Origin of the sequence: Asaia platycodi JCM 25414 (genome assembly GCF_000614545.1) — a bacterium.
Taxonomy (GTDB): Bacteria; Pseudomonadota; Alphaproteobacteria; order Acetobacterales; family Acetobacteraceae; genus Asaia; species Asaia platycodi.
The window spans coordinates 269481-287967 of the sequence record NZ_BAKW01000001.1 but is presented as its reverse complement, the minus strand read 5'-3'; the positions used below and the strand labels follow the sequence as shown (position 1 = coordinate 287967).

At 59.4% G+C, this 18487-nt stretch carries 12 protein-coding genes and 4 pseudogenes; 15 read left to right on the top strand and 1 reads right to left on the bottom strand.

All coding sequences use genetic code 11. From position 1 onward, the window contains the following. Window positions 1-13 precede the first annotated feature (13 nt). From glgB to JCM25414_RS15790, 10 genes and pseudogenes are all read left to right on the top strand, one after another. Window positions 14-2244 (top strand): annotated as a pseudogene (gene glgB / locus JCM25414_RS15815) (1,4-alpha-glucan branching protein GlgB). 24 nt (window positions 2245-2268) lie between these two features. Next, window positions 2269-4021, top strand: a pseudogene (gene treZ, locus JCM25414_RS15810) (malto-oligosyltrehalose trehalohydrolase). A gap of 5 nt (window positions 4022-4026) precedes the next feature. Then, window positions 4027-4485 carry an alpha-amylase family glycosyl hydrolase gene (locus JCM25414_RS21130; protein ID WP_051535600.1) on the top strand — a complete coding sequence of 153 codons (459 nt, stop codon included), beginning with the start codon at window positions 4027-4029 and terminating at the stop codon, window positions 4483-4485. After that, window positions 4389-6659, top strand: a complete 2271-nt coding sequence (gene treY, locus JCM25414_RS15805) for a malto-oligosyltrehalose synthase (protein ID WP_081775734.1) — start codon at window positions 4389-4391, stop codon at window positions 6657-6659. Before JCM25414_RS21130 ends, treY begins: the two co-directional genes overlap by 97 nt. 221 nt (window positions 6660-6880) lie before the next feature. Next, window positions 6881-7900 carry a glycosyltransferase gene (locus JCM25414_RS15800; protein ID WP_051535598.1) on the top strand — a complete coding sequence of 340 codons (1020 nt, stop codon included), beginning with the start codon at window positions 6881-6883 and terminating at the stop codon, window positions 7898-7900. Next, window positions 7852-8256 carry a glycosyltransferase gene (locus tag JCM25414_RS21125; RefSeq protein ID WP_051535597.1) on the top strand — a complete coding sequence of 135 codons (405 nt, stop codon included), beginning with the start codon at window positions 7852-7854 and terminating at the stop codon, window positions 8254-8256. The genes JCM25414_RS15800 and JCM25414_RS21125 overlap by 49 nt, the downstream gene beginning before the upstream one ends. Beyond that, a complete protein-coding gene (locus JCM25414_RS01300) occupies window positions 8253-9386 on the top strand; it encodes a hypothetical protein (protein ID WP_025840477.1) in 1134 nt (377 codons plus the stop codon). The genes JCM25414_RS21125 and JCM25414_RS01300 overlap by 4 nt, the downstream gene beginning before the upstream one ends. A gap of 129 nt (window positions 9387-9515) precedes the next feature. Further along, on the top strand, window positions 9516-9992 hold the full coding sequence (locus tag JCM25414_RS23540) for a glycosyltransferase (RefSeq protein WP_199897561.1): 477 nt from the start codon (window positions 9516-9518) through the stop codon (window positions 9990-9992). 38 nt (window positions 9993-10030) lie between these two features. After that, on the top strand, window positions 10031-10312 hold the full coding sequence (locus tag JCM25414_RS23535; protein WP_199897560.1) for a hypothetical protein: 282 nt from the start codon (window positions 10031-10033) through the stop codon (window positions 10310-10312). A gap of 96 nt (window positions 10313-10408) precedes the next feature. After that, window positions 10409-11398: a glycosyltransferase gene (locus tag JCM25414_RS15790; RefSeq protein WP_369345962.1), complete on the top strand. Its 990-nt coding sequence runs from the start codon at window positions 10409-10411 to the stop codon at window positions 11396-11398. 679 nt (window positions 11399-12077) lie between these two features. Here the strand turns inward: JCM25414_RS15790 and JCM25414_RS15785 are convergent. After that, a pseudogene (locus JCM25414_RS15785) lies at window positions 12078-13480 on the bottom strand (aminotransferase-like domain-containing protein). Window positions 13481-13750: 270 nt separating this feature from the next. Here JCM25414_RS15785 and JCM25414_RS01270 point away from each other — a divergent pair. From JCM25414_RS01270 to JCM25414_RS24060, 5 genes and pseudogenes are all read left to right on the top strand, one after another. After that, the gene (locus JCM25414_RS01270; RefSeq protein ID WP_242403219.1) at window positions 13751-14944 is read left to right on the top strand and encodes an acyl-CoA dehydrogenase family protein; all 1194 of its coding nucleotides are present in this window, start codon (window positions 13751-13753) and stop codon (window positions 14942-14944) included. 101 nt (window positions 14945-15045) lie between these two features. Continuing rightward, window positions 15046-16445 (top strand): annotated as a pseudogene (locus tag JCM25414_RS15780) (NtaA/DmoA family FMN-dependent monooxygenase). Next, window positions 16442-17668 (top strand): FMNH2-dependent alkanesulfonate monooxygenase, encoded by a 1227-nt coding sequence (gene ssuD / locus JCM25414_RS01260; protein ID WP_025840472.1) that lies wholly within the window; start codon window positions 16442-16444, stop codon window positions 17666-17668. The pseudogene JCM25414_RS15780 and the gene ssuD overlap by 4 nt, the downstream one beginning before the upstream one ends. Then, the gene (locus JCM25414_RS24065) at window positions 17665-18318 is read left to right on the top strand and encodes an FAD/NAD(P)-binding protein (RefSeq protein WP_242403218.1); all 654 of its coding nucleotides are present in this window, start codon (window positions 17665-17667) and stop codon (window positions 18316-18318) included. Before ssuD ends, JCM25414_RS24065 begins: the two co-directional genes overlap by 4 nt. Then, on the top strand, window positions 18294-18482 hold the full coding sequence (locus JCM25414_RS24060) for a hypothetical protein (protein WP_242403217.1): 189 nt from the start codon (window positions 18294-18296) through the stop codon (window positions 18480-18482). Before JCM25414_RS24065 ends, JCM25414_RS24060 begins: the two co-directional genes overlap by 25 nt. Window positions 18483-18487: the final 5 nt, after the last annotated feature.

The following is an 18487-nucleotide window of genomic DNA, read 5'->3' as shown; positions in this document are numbered from 1 at the left end:
GATACTGCTTTCCATGACCGAAACTGATACGGCTGAACTGCCCTCCAAATCTCTCAAACCTCAGGAGAGGATCCTGATCGATGAAATCGTCGAAGGGCGTATCCATGACCCCTTCGCCTATCTCGGTCGCCACCGTGAAGGACGCGGCAACGTCGTGCGCGTCTTTTATCCCGATGCAGTCGAAGTGCGCCTCGTTGCGGAGCGCAAAAACAAGCCCTCTCTCGAAAAGAAGATGGATCGCATCGACGAGCGGGGCATCTATGCTGCGTCGATAAGTGTCCAGTCGACAGGCTACAGCCTGCGTATTCTCTGGGCCGATGGCTGGCAGGAAACACATGACCCCTACAGCTTCGGAACGCTGATCGGCGATCTCGATCTGTATCTCTTCGCGGAAGGAAACCACCGCGATATCGACCAGATCATGGGCGCGCATATCTGCGAAATCGACGGAATTTCGGGAGTGCGGTTTACCGTCTGGGCACCGAATGCCCATCGCGTTTCCGTAATCGGCGACTTCAATATCTGGGACGGGCGTCGTCATCCGATGCGCCTGCGCCACAGCGCCGGAATCTGGGAGCTTTTCGTGCCCGGAATCGGCTCGGGCGAACGCTATAAATTCGAGATTATGGCGCAGGGTGGTGTCATCCTTCCTGCCAAGGCCGATCCTTATGCCCGCTATGCCGAGCTTCCTCCGGCAACAGCCTCTATCGTCGCGCCACCGCTTGAGCATGACTGGCACGATCAGGAGTGGATGGCGAAACGGGCTGAGAGGCAAGCACTGGGATCACCGATCTCGATCTATGAGCTACATGTGCCGTCATGGCAGCGACGCAACAGTCCGACTGGCTATATCAGCTGGAATGACCTGGGCGATCAGCTGATACCCTATGTCAGCGAGCTGGGTTTTACTCATATCGAGCTGATGCCTATCACCGAATATCCTTTTTCAGGGTCGTGGGGCTATCAGCCGCTCAGCATGTATGCGCCTACCTCGCGACACGGCACGCCCGCCGAATTTGCCCATTTCGTGGATCGCTGCCATCAGGCCAATATCGGTGTGATTATGGACTGGGTGCCCGCTCATTTCCCCGCTGACGCCCATGGGCTGGCTCTTTTCGACGGCACGCATCTTTACGAGCATTCCGATCCCAAGGAAGGCTATCATCAGGACTGGCATACCCTGATCTATAATTTCGGTCGTACCGAAATACGCAATTTCCTGACTGGTAGCGCTCTCTACTGGCTGCGCAATTTCCATCTCGACGGGCTGCGTGTCGATGCTGTCGCTTCGATGCTCTATCGTGATTACAGCCGCAAGGATGGCGAGTGGTGCCCGAATATCTATGGTGGGCGCGAAAATCTCGAAGCTGTCAGCTTCATGCGTGAGCTGTCTGGCATCATCAGAGATTACTGCCACGATGCAGCACTCATTGCGGAAGAGTCGACTGCCTGGCCGGGCGTCACTTCCCCTGCCGAGGTAGGCGGGCTGGGCTTTCGTTTCAAATGGAACATGGGCTGGATGCACGACACGCTGCGTTACATGCAGCACGATCCGCTCTGGCGCCGCATCATGGCTCGGACATCACGTTCGGAATGGTCTACGCCTATTCCGAGCATTTCGTGCTTCCCCTGTCGCATGACGAAGTCGTGCATGGCAAAGGGTCCCTCCTGTCACGCATGCCGGGGGACGACTGGCGTCGCCATGCCAATCTGCGCGCCTATTACGCGCTCATGTGGGCCTATCCAGGCAAAAAGCTTCTTTTTATGGGAGGTGAATTCGCCCAGTGGGAAGAATGGCATAATGACCGCGAACTGGCCTGGCACAGAATGCACGATACCCTGGGGCGCGGTATGTTCGACACGGTGTGCACGCTCAATGCCCTGTACAGGCAGGAGCCCTCGCTCTCGGCCCGCGATTTCGACAATGAGGGTTTTCGCTGGGTCATCGCCGATGACACGGAAAATACCGTCTTTGCGTGGCTGCGTCAGGCGCCCGGCGTGACGCCAGTTCTCGTCATCTGCAACATGACACCTGTGGTGCATCATGATTATCGCGTCGGCGTGCCATTGGGCGGAGAGTGGGAAGAACGCCTCAATACGGATCGCACCGTTTTCGGCGGGTCCGGCATCGTGAATGAAAAACCTGTCCCCGCCAGACAAGAATCTGCTCACGGGATGGAACATTCCATCGTCCTAACACTTCCTCCTCTCGCCGTGCTCTATCTCACCCCGAAGCGACGCTGAGTTTTCCTCATCAAGGAGGCACCGATGCAGCAACATCCTCTCTACCAGACCCGTTTCGGTGCCAATCTCCAGAAAGACGGAACAACACGTTTCTCGATCTGGGCGCCCTCGTGTCAGGCTGTTTCTCTCGAAATCGAAGCCGAGACGCCTCGTGCCATGGCGCGAGACGAAGAGGGTGTTTTTACCCTTGTAACGGATTGTCCGGCAGGGGCGCACTATCGTTATCGCGTGCGCGACGATCTGGCAGTACCTGACCCCGCCAGCCGAAACCAGCCCGACGGCGTCCACGGCCCAAGTGTTGTCTGCGACCCCGAAAACTACGTCTGGCAGACCCCACAATGGCAGGGACGTCCCTGGTGCGAAGCCGTCATCTACGAGCTTCACGCCGGACTACTTGGTGGCTTTGAGGGCGTCTGTAGCCGCCTGGACGAACTCAAGACACTCGGAATCACTGCTATCGAGATCATGCCGATCAACAGCTTCGGCGGCACGCGGAACTGGGGTTATGATGGTGTTCTGCCCTACGCCCCGACCAATGCCTATGGCGAACCCGACAGCCTCAAGCGGCTCATCGATACGGCGCATCAGAAAGGGCTGATGGTCATTCTGGACGTGGTCTATAATCACTTTGGCCCGGACGGTAATTTCCTCCACGAATACGCCGAAGCCTTTTTCGACCACGACAACAACTCTACCTGGGGCACCGGCATCGCGTTCGCCAAGCCGCAAGTGGCCGATTTCTTCATCGACAACGTGCTCTACTGGTTGATGGAATTCCGCTTTGACGGTGTGCGTATCGACGCTGCATCGGCCATCACGGATCATGCCTGGTTTGGCAAGCTGCGCCAGCGTGTCGGCGAGTACGTCGAAAAAGGGCGTCATGTGCATCTGATACTCGAAAACGAGAATAACGATGCCGGCCTGCTACGCGATGGCTTCACTGCCCAGTGGAACGATGACGGGCATAACGTGCTGCATGTCATGCTCACAGGCGAGACCGAGGCTATTACGAGATGTTCGCCGAGCAGCCGACACGGATACTGGCTCGCGTCCTGCATGAGGGCTTTGCCTATCAGGGGGAGGTCAATCCCTACTCCGGCAAGAAGCGCGGCATGCCAAGCGGCGATCTGCCCGCTTCGAAATTCATTCTCTTTCTGCAGAATCATGACCAGACCGGCAACCGCGCTTTGGGTGAGCGTCTGATCACGCTCGCCTCGCCCGAGGCGCTTCACGCTGCTACGCGCTTCTGCTCCTCAGTCCCATGGTGCCGATGCTGTTCATGGGAGAGGAATGGGGATGCCGCTCGCCCTTTCTTTTCTTCTGTGATTTTCATGATGAACTCGCCGATGCCGTTCGCGAAGGCAGACGCAAGGAATTCGCAAAATTTTCGGCATTTCAGGACCCGGAAAAGCGCAAGACCATCCCAGACCCCAATGCACTCTCGACTTACGACAGGTCGCGGCCCGATCGCGATGAACGCAGCACGCTCGACGGTCGTATCTGGCTCGACCGCACGCGCAGCCTTCTGGCACTGCGTCAACGCTGGCTCGCCCCCTATCTGGCGCAGGCGCATAGCCTGAATGCGACCGTAATTGGCGACAAATCCGTACTGGCTCGATGGAAACTGGACAACGGTGCCATCCTGACCATCGCCCTCAATTTCTCCGATCACGAAACATGCAGGATCAGCGAACCGGGCAAGCTACTCTATAGCTCTGCCACCAGACGGGCAGTAGAAGAGCTTCCTCCTGGCAGTCTCGTCGCCGGTCTGGAGTAACGCGCATGAATCCCCTTCCTTTTACGGCTACGCTTCGACTGCAATTCCATCGTGAGTTCACGTTCGATCAGGCCATCCCCCTTGTTCCCTATTTCAGAAAACTGGGGATAAGCCATCTTTATGCGTCACCGCTTCTCGCTTCCACACCCGGCTCGATGCACGGCTATGACACGATCGATTGCCATCGCATCGACCCTGAGCGTGGCGGGATAGAAGGACTGCGCCGTCTGGTGACCAGATTGCGTCAGGAAGGCATGGGACTGATTCTCGACATCGTGCCCAATCATATGGGCGTCGGTCCGGACAACATCTGGTGGATGGATGTTCTGCGCCTCGGCGAGCGTAGCCCTATGCGCAGCATTTCGACATCGACTGGCGTCCTGCAGATCGAAGCCTGCATCACAAGGTACTCCTGCCTTTTCTCGGCGCGCCTCTGGGGGACGTCATCGACTCCGGCGAACTGACGCTCGGTTTCGATGTAACCGGCAGTGACGTGGTGCTTCTCTACGGTGAGCAGCGTTTTCCGCTCTCGCCGGAGAGCACGAAAACGCTTCTCGAAGAGGCGGGGCATGACAGCGCTCAGCCTGTCGACGACGCTTTTCTCGAATCCCCGCAGGGTAAGGCCGTCAAAGGGCGGCTTGGGACATTATTTGACCACCACACCAAGTCTGGTCGGACACGCCTGCGCATTCTGCTCGAAGAGCAACACTATCGTCTCGCCTGGTGGCGTGTCGCTGGCGATCTCATCAACTGGCGGCGCTTTTTTGATGTGACGTCTCTGGTCGCGCTTCGTATGGATCGACGCGCCGTGTTTGACGACGCTCACCGCCTGGTCTTCGATCTCTATCGCGAGGGGCTGATCGACGGTTTACGTGTCGACCATGTCGATGGTCTTGCGCGTCCTGCGGAATATTGCTCGCGCCTGCGCGGTCGACTCGATGCCCTGCGCCGCGAACGCCCTGTGCCCCTGCAGGACCAGGCCCCGTTCTTCATCGAGAAGATATTGCAGCAAAACGAGATTCTACCCCTCGAATGGCCCGTCACAGGCACAACTGGCTATGATTTTCTCGAACAGGTCGATCTCGTGCTGCATCACCCCGAGGGCGAAGCGCCGATCAGCGACCTCTGGTCGACCTTTGGTCCGGCCGATTTTGAAGAGGTTGAGCAGGTCGCCCGCCACGAAAAGCTGGACACCTCTTTCGTCGGTGAGTTCGAAACACTGGTGACGTTGCTGGCAAAAGAGTTTCCGCAAGAAAGCGATCTGACAGCCCATGCTCTGGGCACCGCCATGCGGGCTTTGCTGACAGCGTTTCCCGTCTATCGCAGCTATTTTGCCGATGGGGGTGATTCAGGTGCAGATTTTCGGGCGATTGATCGGGCGCGTCTGGCCGCGCAACACATGCTGCCTGTCTATCAGCACGATATTCTCGACCGACTATGCCAATATCTGGCGGATGCGCGTATCGACACAGCAGAACGTCAGGACATTCTCGAGCGCTTTGAGCATCTGACGGCACCCCTTACAGCCAAAGCGGGTGAAGACACCGCATTTTATCGCTATGCCCGTCTGCTTTCACGCAATGATGTTGGATGCAGCCCGGACCGCTTTGCTGCCTCGGTGCTGCAGTTTCACAAACTGAACAAAGAGCGCCTCGCTACACATCCTCAGGCCTTGCTGACAACAGCAACCCATGACCACAAACGCGGCGAAGATGGTCGCGCAAGGCTGATGGTGTTGAGCGAGCCAGAGGCCGAGTGGCCGCATACGGCCCGACACTGGCTGTCGCAGACACAGCCTTTGCTCGAGAGAACCTCTCACGGGTTATCGCCGGTCCCAGCAGATGCCTATTTTATTTTCCAGACACTGATCTCGTCCTGGCCGCTGGAAAAGAGCGAGATGGCGGCCTATCCGGAACGGCTGCAGGCCTATCTCACCAAGGCGCTACGCGAAGCTGGCGAGCGCACAGGGTGGAGCAACCCGGACGAAGCCTATGAAAGAGCTTGTCTGACCTTTGCGACTACGTGCGTAACGGGCGATTTTCACACCGATATCACCACCTACCTCAACCGGCTCGAAAACAGCGCTGCCCTCAACAGCCTGTCCCAGACGCTCCTGCGCATGACAAGTCCGGGCGTGCCCGATCTCTATCAGGGGCGCGAGGGCTGGGATTTCAGCCTTGTCGACCCAGATAATCGCCGACCCGTCGATTATGCGCGCCGTGAGCAGATGATGGAGCGAGGCCAGAGCTTTGCTGATAGTTGTCGTGAATGGCGGACAGGACGCGTCAAGCAGGCGCTTATCGAGTCCGTTCTGGCCCTGCGCCTGACGAAGACCGACCTGTTTGAAACCGGGCGTTATACGCCCTTGACCGTCAGTGGCCCGCTGGCAGATCATATCGTCGCTTTCGAACGTGAGGGCACGTCAGGCGCCTGTCTTGTGATCGCCCCGCGACTGACCATGGCGCTCTCTCCCAATAATGATCTCAGCACAGTCCACACTGGCTGGGCGGATACCCGCCTTGCGATCAAGGGAGAGTGGCAAAGTCTGCTCCACCGCCACACGAGCGCGAGGGAAGAAACACTTTCTCTCGCGTATCTCGATCGAGCCGTACCGATTGATATTCTCGTCAGAAAATAGATAAACGGTCGCGGCCAAGAAGCAATTGGGGGGATGGGGGCAACCCTATCCTCGTTTTCCGGATAGCTCGGCCCGGTTCCCGAAGTCGGGTGAATAGTGGCGCCAGATCGCCCATCTGTTCCATTTCGGCATCATTCTGCATCAATCCAGTTTTCAGTCTTCCGGATTAGCAACTGCCTCTCGCCGGGCGGCGTTCTATCGCCCCATAGATGAGGTGACGCGTGCATATTATTCATATTGCGCTTGGCGGCTGCCTCCGCGCCCCTCCTATCACCTATGGCATCACACCCGATACCGGCGGCCATATTGCTTATGTGCTGGGGGCAGCTCTAGCTCAAGGCCGTTGCCCAGAGGTCAATAGAATTACAATCGTAACGAGACGATTCAACAATGAACATTTCGGCGCGATCCATGATCAGGAAATCGAGCCTGTCTCCGACAAGATCACGATTGTCAGATTAGGCGCGCCGGATTTACCTTATTGCGAAAAGGAGGCGCTTTCTGCTGAACTTCCTGCACTTGCCCACGCCTTAAGGCGTTTCCTCGCCCGGCCGGACTGCCGTGCCGATGTCGTTCACGTGCATTTCGCCGATGCTGCCTCTCTTGCACTCTCGATGTCTGAAGGAGAGCGTCTTCCCGTCGTTTATACGCCCCATGCGCTAGGGATTGATAAGCTTCACTCTGGCGGGGCTGCGTCCCAAGCGTTGTACGACAGGATTGCCCTTGAGACATGCGCCATTCGTGACGCCGACGCCTTGATTGTCTCGACACGCGACGAGGCTGATTGCCAGATAACCCGCTATGGCGTTTCAACGGCGAGGGAAAGAACGCATATCGTCCCCCCTGGGGTTCCCTCTTTGAGTGACGTGGATGCCGAGCACGGCGCACAGTTCGTGCAGGACAGGCTGGCACATCCGGAGCGGCCCCTGATCCTTGCCATTGCGCGCCCGGTCGAGAAGAAAAATCTTGCTGTTCTCGCCACGCTATACGCGCAGGATAAGGCACTTCAACGCAAGGCCAATCTCGTCATTCTCAGTGGACAACACACGCTTCTTCATCCGGGAACGGAAGAAGCCGGGGTAGTGGCGAGCCTCAAGCAGATCCGTACGCAGCACATGCTCGAAGGCTGCTTCATGCTTCCCCCCAACCATAGCCCAGATGACGTCGCGGGCTCTATCGGCAGGCTGCCGCATTGGGGGGTGTTTTCGTCAATCCCGCACGTCACGAACCTTTCGGTCTGACTCTTCTGGAGGCTGCTGCGGCAGGTCTGCCTGTCATAGCGACAAATCAGGGCGGACCGGTGGACATTCTCAACCGGCTTGGCCACGGCCTTCTTGTTTCACCTGACTCGCCAGAGGCTTTGAAACTGGCGCTGCATCGTCTTCTGGACAGGCCGGAACTCCGACAGCGCCTCGCTGCCGCAGCGATACAGGCCGCCCCTCTGCTTGACTGGGAGGGTTATGCTCGCGCTTCGATTGCAGTCTATCGCTCGGTGGCGCGGAAGAAACATCGCGTCTCGCCTCTCGGCTTTGCAACCGCTTCTGCTCCTCCCCTCATCGGACCGGGTCACGCCGCGCTTTCAGGAGCCACCACATGACCAGACCCATCGGTTATTTCGTCCATCATCAGGGGCGTGGGCATGCCGAGAGATGCCTGTCGATCGTCAACGCTCTGCCGCCGACACGTCCGGTCACCATATTCTGTGCTCGCGATGATCTTTTTTCCGCGCTGCCTGCGCATGCCAGCCTGATACGCATCCCATCGCTTTTCGAGGCCGACGGGCACGAGAACGCTGCGCTGGCGGACATCCCAACCCCGCGCACCGTTCATTGCGCGCCTTTGGGCTGGCCAGGCATACGCAAAGCCATGGGGCGGATCGTCGCCTGGTTTGTCACAGCCGATCCTGCCCTGATGATATGCGATGTTTCGGCTGAAATCGCCCAACTCAGCCGATTATGCAGCGTGCCTCATATCAAGATACTCCAGCACGGTGATCGCGATGATGAGGGTCATCAGGCGGCGTATGACGGCGCCATTGGCGTACTGGCCCCGTTTTCCGAGAAGCTGGCTCAGCCTGAATGGAGTAGCGCTCTGCGCAGTCGGCTCTTTTTTGCAGGCGGTCTTGGCAAGGCTGACGGCCTTCCAGAACGGGAGGTAGCGCGTCGGCGCCTCGGGCTTGATGACACGCGCGAAATCATTCTCGTAATGGCAGGGGGCGGTGGCACCGGCTTTACCGTAGCCCCGATTGCAGTTGGCGCACGCGCCAGACCCGCTGCACTCTGGATAACGATCGGTCCCTTGGCGCGCGACTGGCATGCCACAGAAGCAGGCAATCTGGTACATCATGGCTGGGTCGAACAGGCCGCAGACTATATTGCGGCAGCGGACTGCATCATTGCCAGCACAGGCAACACGACCTGCCAGCAGATCCTAGCGGCCGGCAAACCCTGGCTCGCGGTGCCGGAATGGCGCTATTTCGACGAGCAGCATCGCAAGGCCGAATGCCTCGCCGCCGCCGGGATGGCGACCATTCGCCCCCATCTGCCCGGCTCTGCGCTGGCCTGGTCGCGCGCACTGACCGAAACCTATAGCCACCACGCCCCGGAACTTCAGCGCGCGGCCATTGACGACCAACCTGCAGAGCGCACCGCACTCTGGATCGAGGGCCTGATCGCCCGGTTCTGGAACGACCATCCCACCCCTGTCCGTGAGACTTTGCTGCCATGAACACCCTGTCGGTTCTCACCCTTGCAAAAGGGCGGCCTGCTCATCTGGTCAATATGATGCTCGGGCTCGCCAGGCAGAGCATTCTGCCACACGAGCTTATCATCGCGGTCATGCAGGACTCACTCTACGATGATCTGCGAGATGCCTTTTCCGGTGCGTCAGGTGAAGGTCGATCCCCTTGCCCTGCGTCTTTCGGCCGCCCGAAACCGGGCCGCAGCTGTCGCCAGCGGCGAGGCGCTGGTTTTTCTGGATATCGACTGCATCCCAGCGCCTGATTGCCTGCGTGACTATCAGAAGGGCCTTGACGACTGTGACGGGCTTTTGATGGGTGAGGTCATGTACCTTCCGGCAGGCGCATCGAAATCGGGCTGGACATATGCCGGATTCGAACAGAACTGTGCCCGGCACTCCGACAGACGTGGGCCACCGGCAGAAGGCGTAGAGATCTGCTCGGATTATCGCTGTTTCTGGTCGTTGAATTTCGCCATACGACGCGACCGCTTCATGCGTCGGGCGGCTTCGATGAAGCCTATGTCGGCTATGGTGGGGAAGACACCGATTACGCCAAAGGCTTCACACTCTCCGGCGGGATACTGGGCTGGCTGAAGGGCGCTCTCGTCTATCATCAGCATCATGCCCATCACATGCCCCCTGTGCATCATCTCGAAACGGTGGTCAGCAATGCAGAGCGCTTCGAGGGCAAATGGGGCTATCGCACGATGGGCCATTGGCTGCATGCATTTCGTCTTATGGGCCTGATCGACGATACCGCAGGCCGCCCTATTCGCATTCTGCGTCAACCTACCGGGGCAGATCTGGCCCTGACCGGGCAGCAGAGCCATCAACCCTATGCGAACACAGCTTCCGTCATCCGCATCCTCGAGCAGCGCGTCGCACCCCTCCCCCAGAGCCTCGCGGCAGAATGACCCCTTTGCGCATTGCCCTTGTCGCGCATCCCCGCCACCCGATCGCAGAACCCTTCAAAGGCGGGATGGAGCTCATAGTTTTCATCTCGCCAAAGGCTGATCGCACGGGGGCATGATGTCACCCTGTTCGCGGCAGGTGACAGCGATGCGGGTTTTACGATCGACCCTGTTCTGGATGTCCATTACGATCGTGATTACCCTTGGGAAAATGCCCGACCAGACCCCAGACTCTATCCTGTTCTCGACAGGGCCTTCGCCTCAGCATGCCCGCGCATTTTCAGCGGTGCCTTCGATGTCGTGCACAATAACTCTCTCCATCGTTTTGTCATGCAGGCCGCAAAGGAGAGCGGGCTTCCCTGCGTCACATCCCTTCATGTGCCTCCTTTCGAGGCTATTCACGGCGTGGTGCGTGACAGTCTTTGCCCCACCCACCGTGCCACGGTCACCTCTCAGCGTCAGACGCTGTGCTGGTGGCCGGAGGGAACGCCCGACACGGTCGACATCGTTCATAACGGCATTGATCTTGCGCTGTGGCCCTGGTCAGGAGAACGCGGTGATCATGCCCTCTGGTGCGGTCGGCTGACGCCGAATAAGGGTCCGCACCACGCCATAAGGGCCGCACGCCAATCCGGCATTGGCCTGCGGCTTTTTGGCGTCAAGGAAGATGATGCCTATTTCGACAGGGAAATTGCCCCGCTACTGGACGGAAAGATCATCTATGGAGGCGTACTCGACGGCGCAGGACTGGCAAAACAGATGCGCGAGGCTGGCCTGTTGCTCTTCACACCGTGCTGGGATGAGCCATTTGGGTTGGTCGCAATAGAAGCCATGGCCAGCGGCCTGCCTGTCGCAGCTTTCGACAGGGGGGCAGCACGCGAAATCATCGGTGAAGAAGCTGGCCGTTTCGCGCCTCCCGATGACAGCGCTGCCCTGGCTGCTGCCACCCTAGCGGCCTTGAAGGTGGACCGGATCGTCCCCCGGCATCGCGTTGAAGAGCATTTCAGCCTTTCACGCATGCTCGATCAGTATGAAGCGATTTACGAGAAGGTCATCGCGTGTCGCGCCACGGAACACGCTGCTATTTGACCATTGTATTCACAACTTCGGAACACAACAGGCGTCCGCTGCGCTCAGGAAACGCTCATATTGTAGACGGCGAACATGGCCCAGAAGAGTGTGCCACCCAATGCCCAGTAGTTGGTATGGAAATGGTCCTCCATATCGACCGATGTTCCCGCAACGGCCCAGGCCAGGCAGACATGAACATGAGCACACCTACAACCATGGCGATCATGCGATAGCGCAGGCGCCGCTGAGCGGATTCTTCCTGTGCAGCCAGCGAGGGATTGGCGAGTTCTGCGTTCATCCTGACTCTCCGTAAGAGAGGCGTCTGCGGTGGATGGTGCGTCCGCGGCGCCCTGCTTGATAAGCAACGCCGCCTGCCCTGCGTGTCCGACTTAAGGACATCCGACCGGGGCAAAAGCGGCTGTTGCCTTACTTTATGGGAAGTTCTGACCGATAACGCAAGAAATTGTATGGATAGGATAAACCACACAATAGCATCTTTTATGCATTCTTCAGGAATTCAACCCATACATATGCATACAATAGAAATTATCTTGGAATTCAATTTACTTGATATTCCCTAAGCTTCTGTTTTCAAACAAATATATTCTCTCTTTTTCGTGATGGCTCCACTCGGGTGTTCCACATGAATTCGTGGTAAGTAACGCTTTCCGGGTGCTGTTACGCCACTCACTGCCCCTCAGACGACATCCGAAAACCCCTCTGCCGGGCGATATTCCAGTACGGAGCGCAGACTGGTCAGAGAGTCTCGCAGCTCGGAAAGGTCGGACGCGCTTCCCAGAGCCACACGCACGGCAGCGGGCGGATCGCCACTGACGGTAAAGACCGAACTGGGCACGAGCGCCAGCCCCTGACGGCGAGCAAATGCCACGAAATCAGCGCTGCTCCACCATTCCGGGAGGGATAGCCAGACATGCGGACTCGGCGCCTTGTCCGGCGCCCGCGCACCCAGAATCTGACGCATGACCGCATGACGCTGCGTCAGCTCCTCACGAACACTCCGCAGGCAGTGCTGTGCGAGACCGGTCTCGATCCATCGTGAAACGATCGCGTCGAGAATACCCGCCTTGGCAAGACAGATTGCCCTCACCCCCGAAGTAATGCGTCGGGTCATTTCCGCGCCGGGCAGCACGATATAGGCCGTGCGCAGGCCCGGGCTCAGAACTTTCGACATGGTGGCCACATAAATGACGCGTGTCGGGTCGAGCATGGCCAGCGTTGGCGGCGGTGCCTTGAGCAGAAGGCTGTATGGGTCGTCTTCGACAACAGTGATCTGGTAGCGTCGGGCAATGGCCAGTATGGCCTCGCGACGGGGCAGCGACCATGTGGCCGTCGTCGGGTTTTGCAGCGTCGGCGTACAGTAGAGCACACGGGGTCGGTGACGGGCGCAGAGCTCTTCGAGCGCCTCGGGAATCATCCCCTCTCCATCCTGCTCTACCCCAAGCAGCACATAGCCGAACTGGGCGGCGATCGAACGCATCCCGGGATAGGTCAGGAGATCGGTCACGATGGTCTCGCCCGCTTTCACGAGCGAACTCATGATGGCCGAAAGGGCGACCTGTGCGCCGGGGACGATCAGCATCTCGCTGGCGCGTCGCCTGCCCAGAACTGGCAACAGCCACTGCATGCCCAGTTGACGGTCCTGCAGCGTGCCGCCCGTCACGCGGTACGACATGAGCGACTGCGCATCCTGCTGCCTGAAAATTGCGCCGATCTCGCCCTGAATCATGGCCTGGATACCTGGGTCCCGAGGCAAAGGCGGTGAGTTCATGCTCAGATCGAGGACGCTCCCGGCGCCCGCGCGCCATGAGCCTCCGCCTGCATTGATCTTGACAAAGGTGCCGCGACCTATGGTGGCGTCGAGCAAGCCGCGCTTCTGCGCTTCGGCAATTGCGCGTGTGACGGTGCTGAGATTGGTGCCAAGACGGGCTGCGATCACACGCTGTGGGGGAAGCTTCTCCCTTCCTGCAACTCTCCCTTGCGAATGGAATGTGCAATGGCCTCGACGATTGCGAGATAAAGCGCTCCCGTATCGCGGCTGATAGCAATTTTCCATCCTTCGAGACAGGCCTCGGCCGCCATGCTGCTTTCCTCTCCCTCAGCGCGTACCCAGCTCTTCTAACGCCCCTAGGCGCTGCCTGAAATGGCCCCGTTTCCAGATACGCCGCCGGACCCAGCCTGCCGCGAGACACGAACAGCGCAGCAGTCAATAAAACGATTAATAATCGTTGTTTTCTAAATCAACATATTTCGCGTTGACATATGCCCACATATTGACCTGTTATAATATGGTAATAACGTTCAGACGATGTGGAATCGTCTATTGACCATATTTCACAAGGAATCCGTCCGTTGAGTTTCACAGAGATTTTTGATGATATAGGAAAGGGTGCGGCAGATCGCGACCGCAAGGGGACCCGCCCTCATGCCGTTGTTTCTGCACTTGCTGCTTCCGGTTTCGGTCGGTTGCGTCTCGGCAGGAATGAGGGCGGCTACGGGCTGAGCCTGTCGGAAAGCTTTGTGCAGCTGCGCAACCTGGCGCGAGCGGATTCGAATCTTCCACAGATTTTCCGCGCTCATTTCGCTTTTGTCGAAACGCTCCGCGCAGGATTGCCTCAGGCAGAAACCTGGCAAGGCCTAATCCGGGACAACAGGATCTTCGGCGCAGCCATGGCCGAACGCGCCAATGAGACCAGCGTGACGACCGAGGTGACCCATGGTCCGAACGGTCTGGTGCTCAACGGGCGCAAATATTATTCGACAGGCACGTTGTACGCCGACTGGATTATCGTCTGGGCAACATTCGGCGGTGACAGGGTGCGGGTGCTGGTGCCCGCCACGGCCGCGGGTGTGACGAGGCTGGACGACTGGGACGGTTTCGGCCAACGCCTGACAGGCAGCGGCACGACCCTGTTCGAGCAGGTGCCCCTCACCCCTGACCAGATCATCGAGCGTGCGCCCGCCGACACACCGCCCAGCCAGCCTTTTCTCGGCGCCTATTATCAGCAATTCCACAACACCACACTGGCAGGCATCGCTCAGGCCGTGTTGCAGGATGCACTGACTTTCGTTCGCCCCCGCGAGCGCGTTTTCGGCGTGCCGGGCAAGGTCAGCCAGAGGCATGACCCGATCGTGCAAAGCGTGGTCGGGCGCCTGTCTTCCCTCGCCTATTCCACTGCCGTTCTCGCCGATCAGGGCGCAAAGGCGCTCGAGACCATCGAGCCGCTGTTCCTTGCTGGCGCCCATGATGACGATGCCATCGAGCAGGCGCAGGAGCAGATCTTCAAGGCGCAGCAGATCATCACCCAGCAGACACTCGAAGCTGCCACGACGCTTTTCGAAGTCGGGGGCGCCTCGGCCACTTCCGAAACACTCGATCTAGACCGCCACTGGCGCAATGCCCGCACCCTCGCCTCGCATAACCCGGCAGCACAGCGCCAGCGCGAACTCGGTGACGTGGCGTTAAACGGCACGCGCCTCTGGACACCCTATCGCGACGGTTTGCGCCGACTAGCCGAAAGCCGTCGCACAGGAGAAGCCGCATGACACTTTCCTCGCGCCAGCCGGATCATTCATCAACCGGCACCCGCAAGACCCTGCACGTCAATCTCTTCGAAATGGCCTGTGTGAGCCATATCGTGCATGGCATGTGGCGCGAGGAATGTAATAACCGCCACCGCTTTGGCGAAATGGCCTATTGGCTGGACACAGCCAGACGCGCCGAAGCTGCCGGAATGGATGCGATCTTTCTGGCCGATGTGATCGGGATCTATGACCGGTTCGGCGGGCTCGATGCCTCTTTGCGTCTGGGGCTGCAGATCCCCAATCTCGACCCGCTCTCGCTCATCCCGGCCATGGCTGCGGTGACCGAAACGCTCGGCTTCGCCGCGACATTCTCGACCACCTACGAACCGCCTTTCTCATTCGCACGCCGCATGAGCACGCTCGATCTGCTCACCAATGGACGGGTGGGCTGGAATGTCGTCACCTCCTATCTGCCGAATGCTGCCCGCAATTTCGGTCTTGATGGCGAGCTTGAGCATGACAGCCGCTATGACCGTGCCGACGAATATCTCGACGTGCTCTACAAGCTCTGGGAAGGGAGTTGGCAGGAAGACGCAGTGATCCAGGACCGCGCGTCAGACCGCTATGCCGACCCTTCCCGTGTGCATCACATAAATCATGAGGGGCCGCATTTTCGTGTGGAAGGGCCCCATCTGGTCCAGCCGACGCCGCAACGCACGCCTGTGCTGTTTCAGGCCACCGGTTCTGCGCGCGGCCTGAAGACCGCTGCCCGTCATGCCGAAGCGATTTTCATCGGCGGCCGCACACAGGAAGAAGTGCGTGCCCATATCGCCCGCACGAGGCAGAAGCCGCCGCCCAGGGGCGCGACCCTGCCGAGCTGAAATTCTATGTGATGGCCGGGTTGATCGCCGGACGTACGGAAGCAGAGGCGCAGGCGAAACTCGCGCGCTATCGGCAATATTACAGCATTGAGGGCGCTCTTGTTCATGCTCAGGCCGAGATCGATCTGCGCCAGTTCGATCCGTCGATCACCATCGGTCAGGCTCTGGCCCAGAGCGGGCGCAGCCTCGGCAATATGGGGCGTCGCTTCGGCATCGAACTGACTATAGGCGCCGCGCTGGAACAGATCGGCAGCTTTGACGAGGGTCGTTTTTTTGCGGTCGGCACGCCGGAGCAGATCGCCGATGCACTCGAGATCTGGCTCGATGAAGACGGGATCGATGGCATCAATCTGCGCCAGTATCACAGCTTCGAAACGCTCGATGATTACGCGGCGCTCATCGCGCCGGAATTGCGTCGCCGCGGCCGCCTGCCCGCACCCGCACAGGCTGGTGAAACACTGCGTCATCGCCTGACGGGACGCGATCGTTTGCCAGACAGCCATCCTGCGGCGGCTCATCGCGGAGGCTTTGCCCCTACACCCGCGCCCGAAAGCGGCCTTCGCGCCGAAGCCCCCATTGTGCCCAAGCGGAACAATGGCACCCCGATTCATAACGCCCAGAAAGAGAGCGCCCTGTCATGACCACGATCCCGTTCAACGCTGTTTCTGAAAAGACCGTTTCGGGTGACAATACCCGCGAGAAGAGCGCTCCGGAGAAGATCAATGTGCTCTGGTTTCTGCCGACCCATGGCGATAGCCGCTATCTCGGCACCAGCGAAGGCGGAAGGGCGGTCGATCTGCCCTATCTGCAACAGATCGCTCGCGCTGCGGATTCACTGGGCTATTACGGTGTTCTGCTGCCAACGGGCCGAAGCTGCGAAGATAGCTGGGTCGTGGCCTCGGCACTCGTCACCTCCACCGAGCGTCTGAAGTTTCTCGTTGCCGTGCGTCCGGGCCTGCAATCGCCGACACTGGCCGCACGCATGACGGCAACGCTCGACCGGCTTTCGGGCGGGCGGCTGTTGATCAATGTCGTCACAGGCGGAGATCCGCGCGAGAATGGCGGCGATGGGCTGTTCCACGATCATGCCACGCGTTACGCCATCACGGACGAATTTCTCGACATCTATTCCCGCCTGCTGCGCGGAGAGACCGTTGCCCATGAGGGGCCGCATTTTCGTATCGAAGACGGCCGCCTGCTCTTTCCCCCGCATCAGGAAAATGGACCGCCGCTCTATTTCGGCGGGTCATCGGATGTCGGGATCGATATCGCCGCACGACGCGTACAGAAATATCTGACCTGGGGCGAACCCCCGGCACTGGTGCGCGAGAAGATCAGCCGCGTGCGCGAGGAAGCGGCCAAAGCAGGGCGCGACGTCAGTTTCGGCATACGCTTTCATGTCATCGCGCGCGAGACCACGGCAGAAGCCTGGCGCGAGGCGGATCGGCTGATCTCGAAGCTCGATGACTCGACCATCGCCGAGGCGCAATCGGTTTTCTCGCGTCTCGATTCCGTAGGGCAGGCGCGCATGAGCGCGCTGCATGGCGGCCGTCGCGACAAGCTCGAAATCAGTCCCAATCTCTGGGCCGGTGTAGGGCTGGTGCGCGGCGGGGCCGGCACGGCACTTGTGGGCGACCCGGCAACCATCGCCGAGCGTATGGACGAATACAGACGCGCCGGATGTGACAGTTTCATCCTCTCCGGTTATCCGCATCTCGAAGAGGCCTATCGCTTTGGCGAACTGGTTCTGCCGCTCCTGCCGACCTCCCACCCCGTGCGTGCGGCACAGGCCAGCAGCAATATGGGACCGTTTGGCGAAACCATTGCAGGTAGCCACCGACCGGGCCGGGTCTCTTCCTCATGACGGCGCCCTCAGACACCCCAATCCCGATCGTGATCATCGGCGGCGGCGCGACCGGCGCGATGGTGGCCTGGCATGTGCTGCGTCACCGCCCCGATCTGGGCCGCCATGGTGTGACCATCATCGAGCCGCGTGAGAGGCTTGGCGCAGGGCAGGCCTATGGCACGAACGACCCGCAGCATCGTATCAACGTACCTGCCTCGCGCATGAGCCTGCAGACCGAAAAGCCAGGTGATTTCCGCGACTGGCTCGACCTCGATGCCCTGGCCGCGATCGACCCCGATGCTTTTCTGCCATCGGGCGATCTCTATCCTTCCCGGGCGCTGTTCGGTCTCTATCTGGCAGCGCGTCTTGCACCCTATCTGGAGACAGGGAGGCTGCGGCATCTGCACGGCACAGCAGAAAACGTAACGCGCGAAGGGCAGAACTGGAAAATCGTCGCCAGTGATGGCACGTCTCTTGTGGCGCAAAGGTTGGTGCTCGCCACCACCCATCCAGCCCCTCACTCCCCACCCCGTTGGCGCTATTGGCTCAGAAGCCACAGATCATTGGCAATCCCTGGCGTGATGACGCCCTCTCGCGCGTTGCCCCTCACGACCGTGTTGCCATCATCGGCACGGGACTCACCATGGCCGATATCGTGGCAAGCCTGACGGCGCGTGGCCACAAGGGCGAGATTCTGGCTTTCTCCAGACGGGGCCTGCGCCCGCGTGCCCATGCTCCGCAGGCTTCGGCGCTGTCGGACATATTAAGGCTCATTCCTTCCCCAACGGCGCTTGTTGCTGCGACGCATCCGCTCTGCTCTGCGGGACCATAGAGATC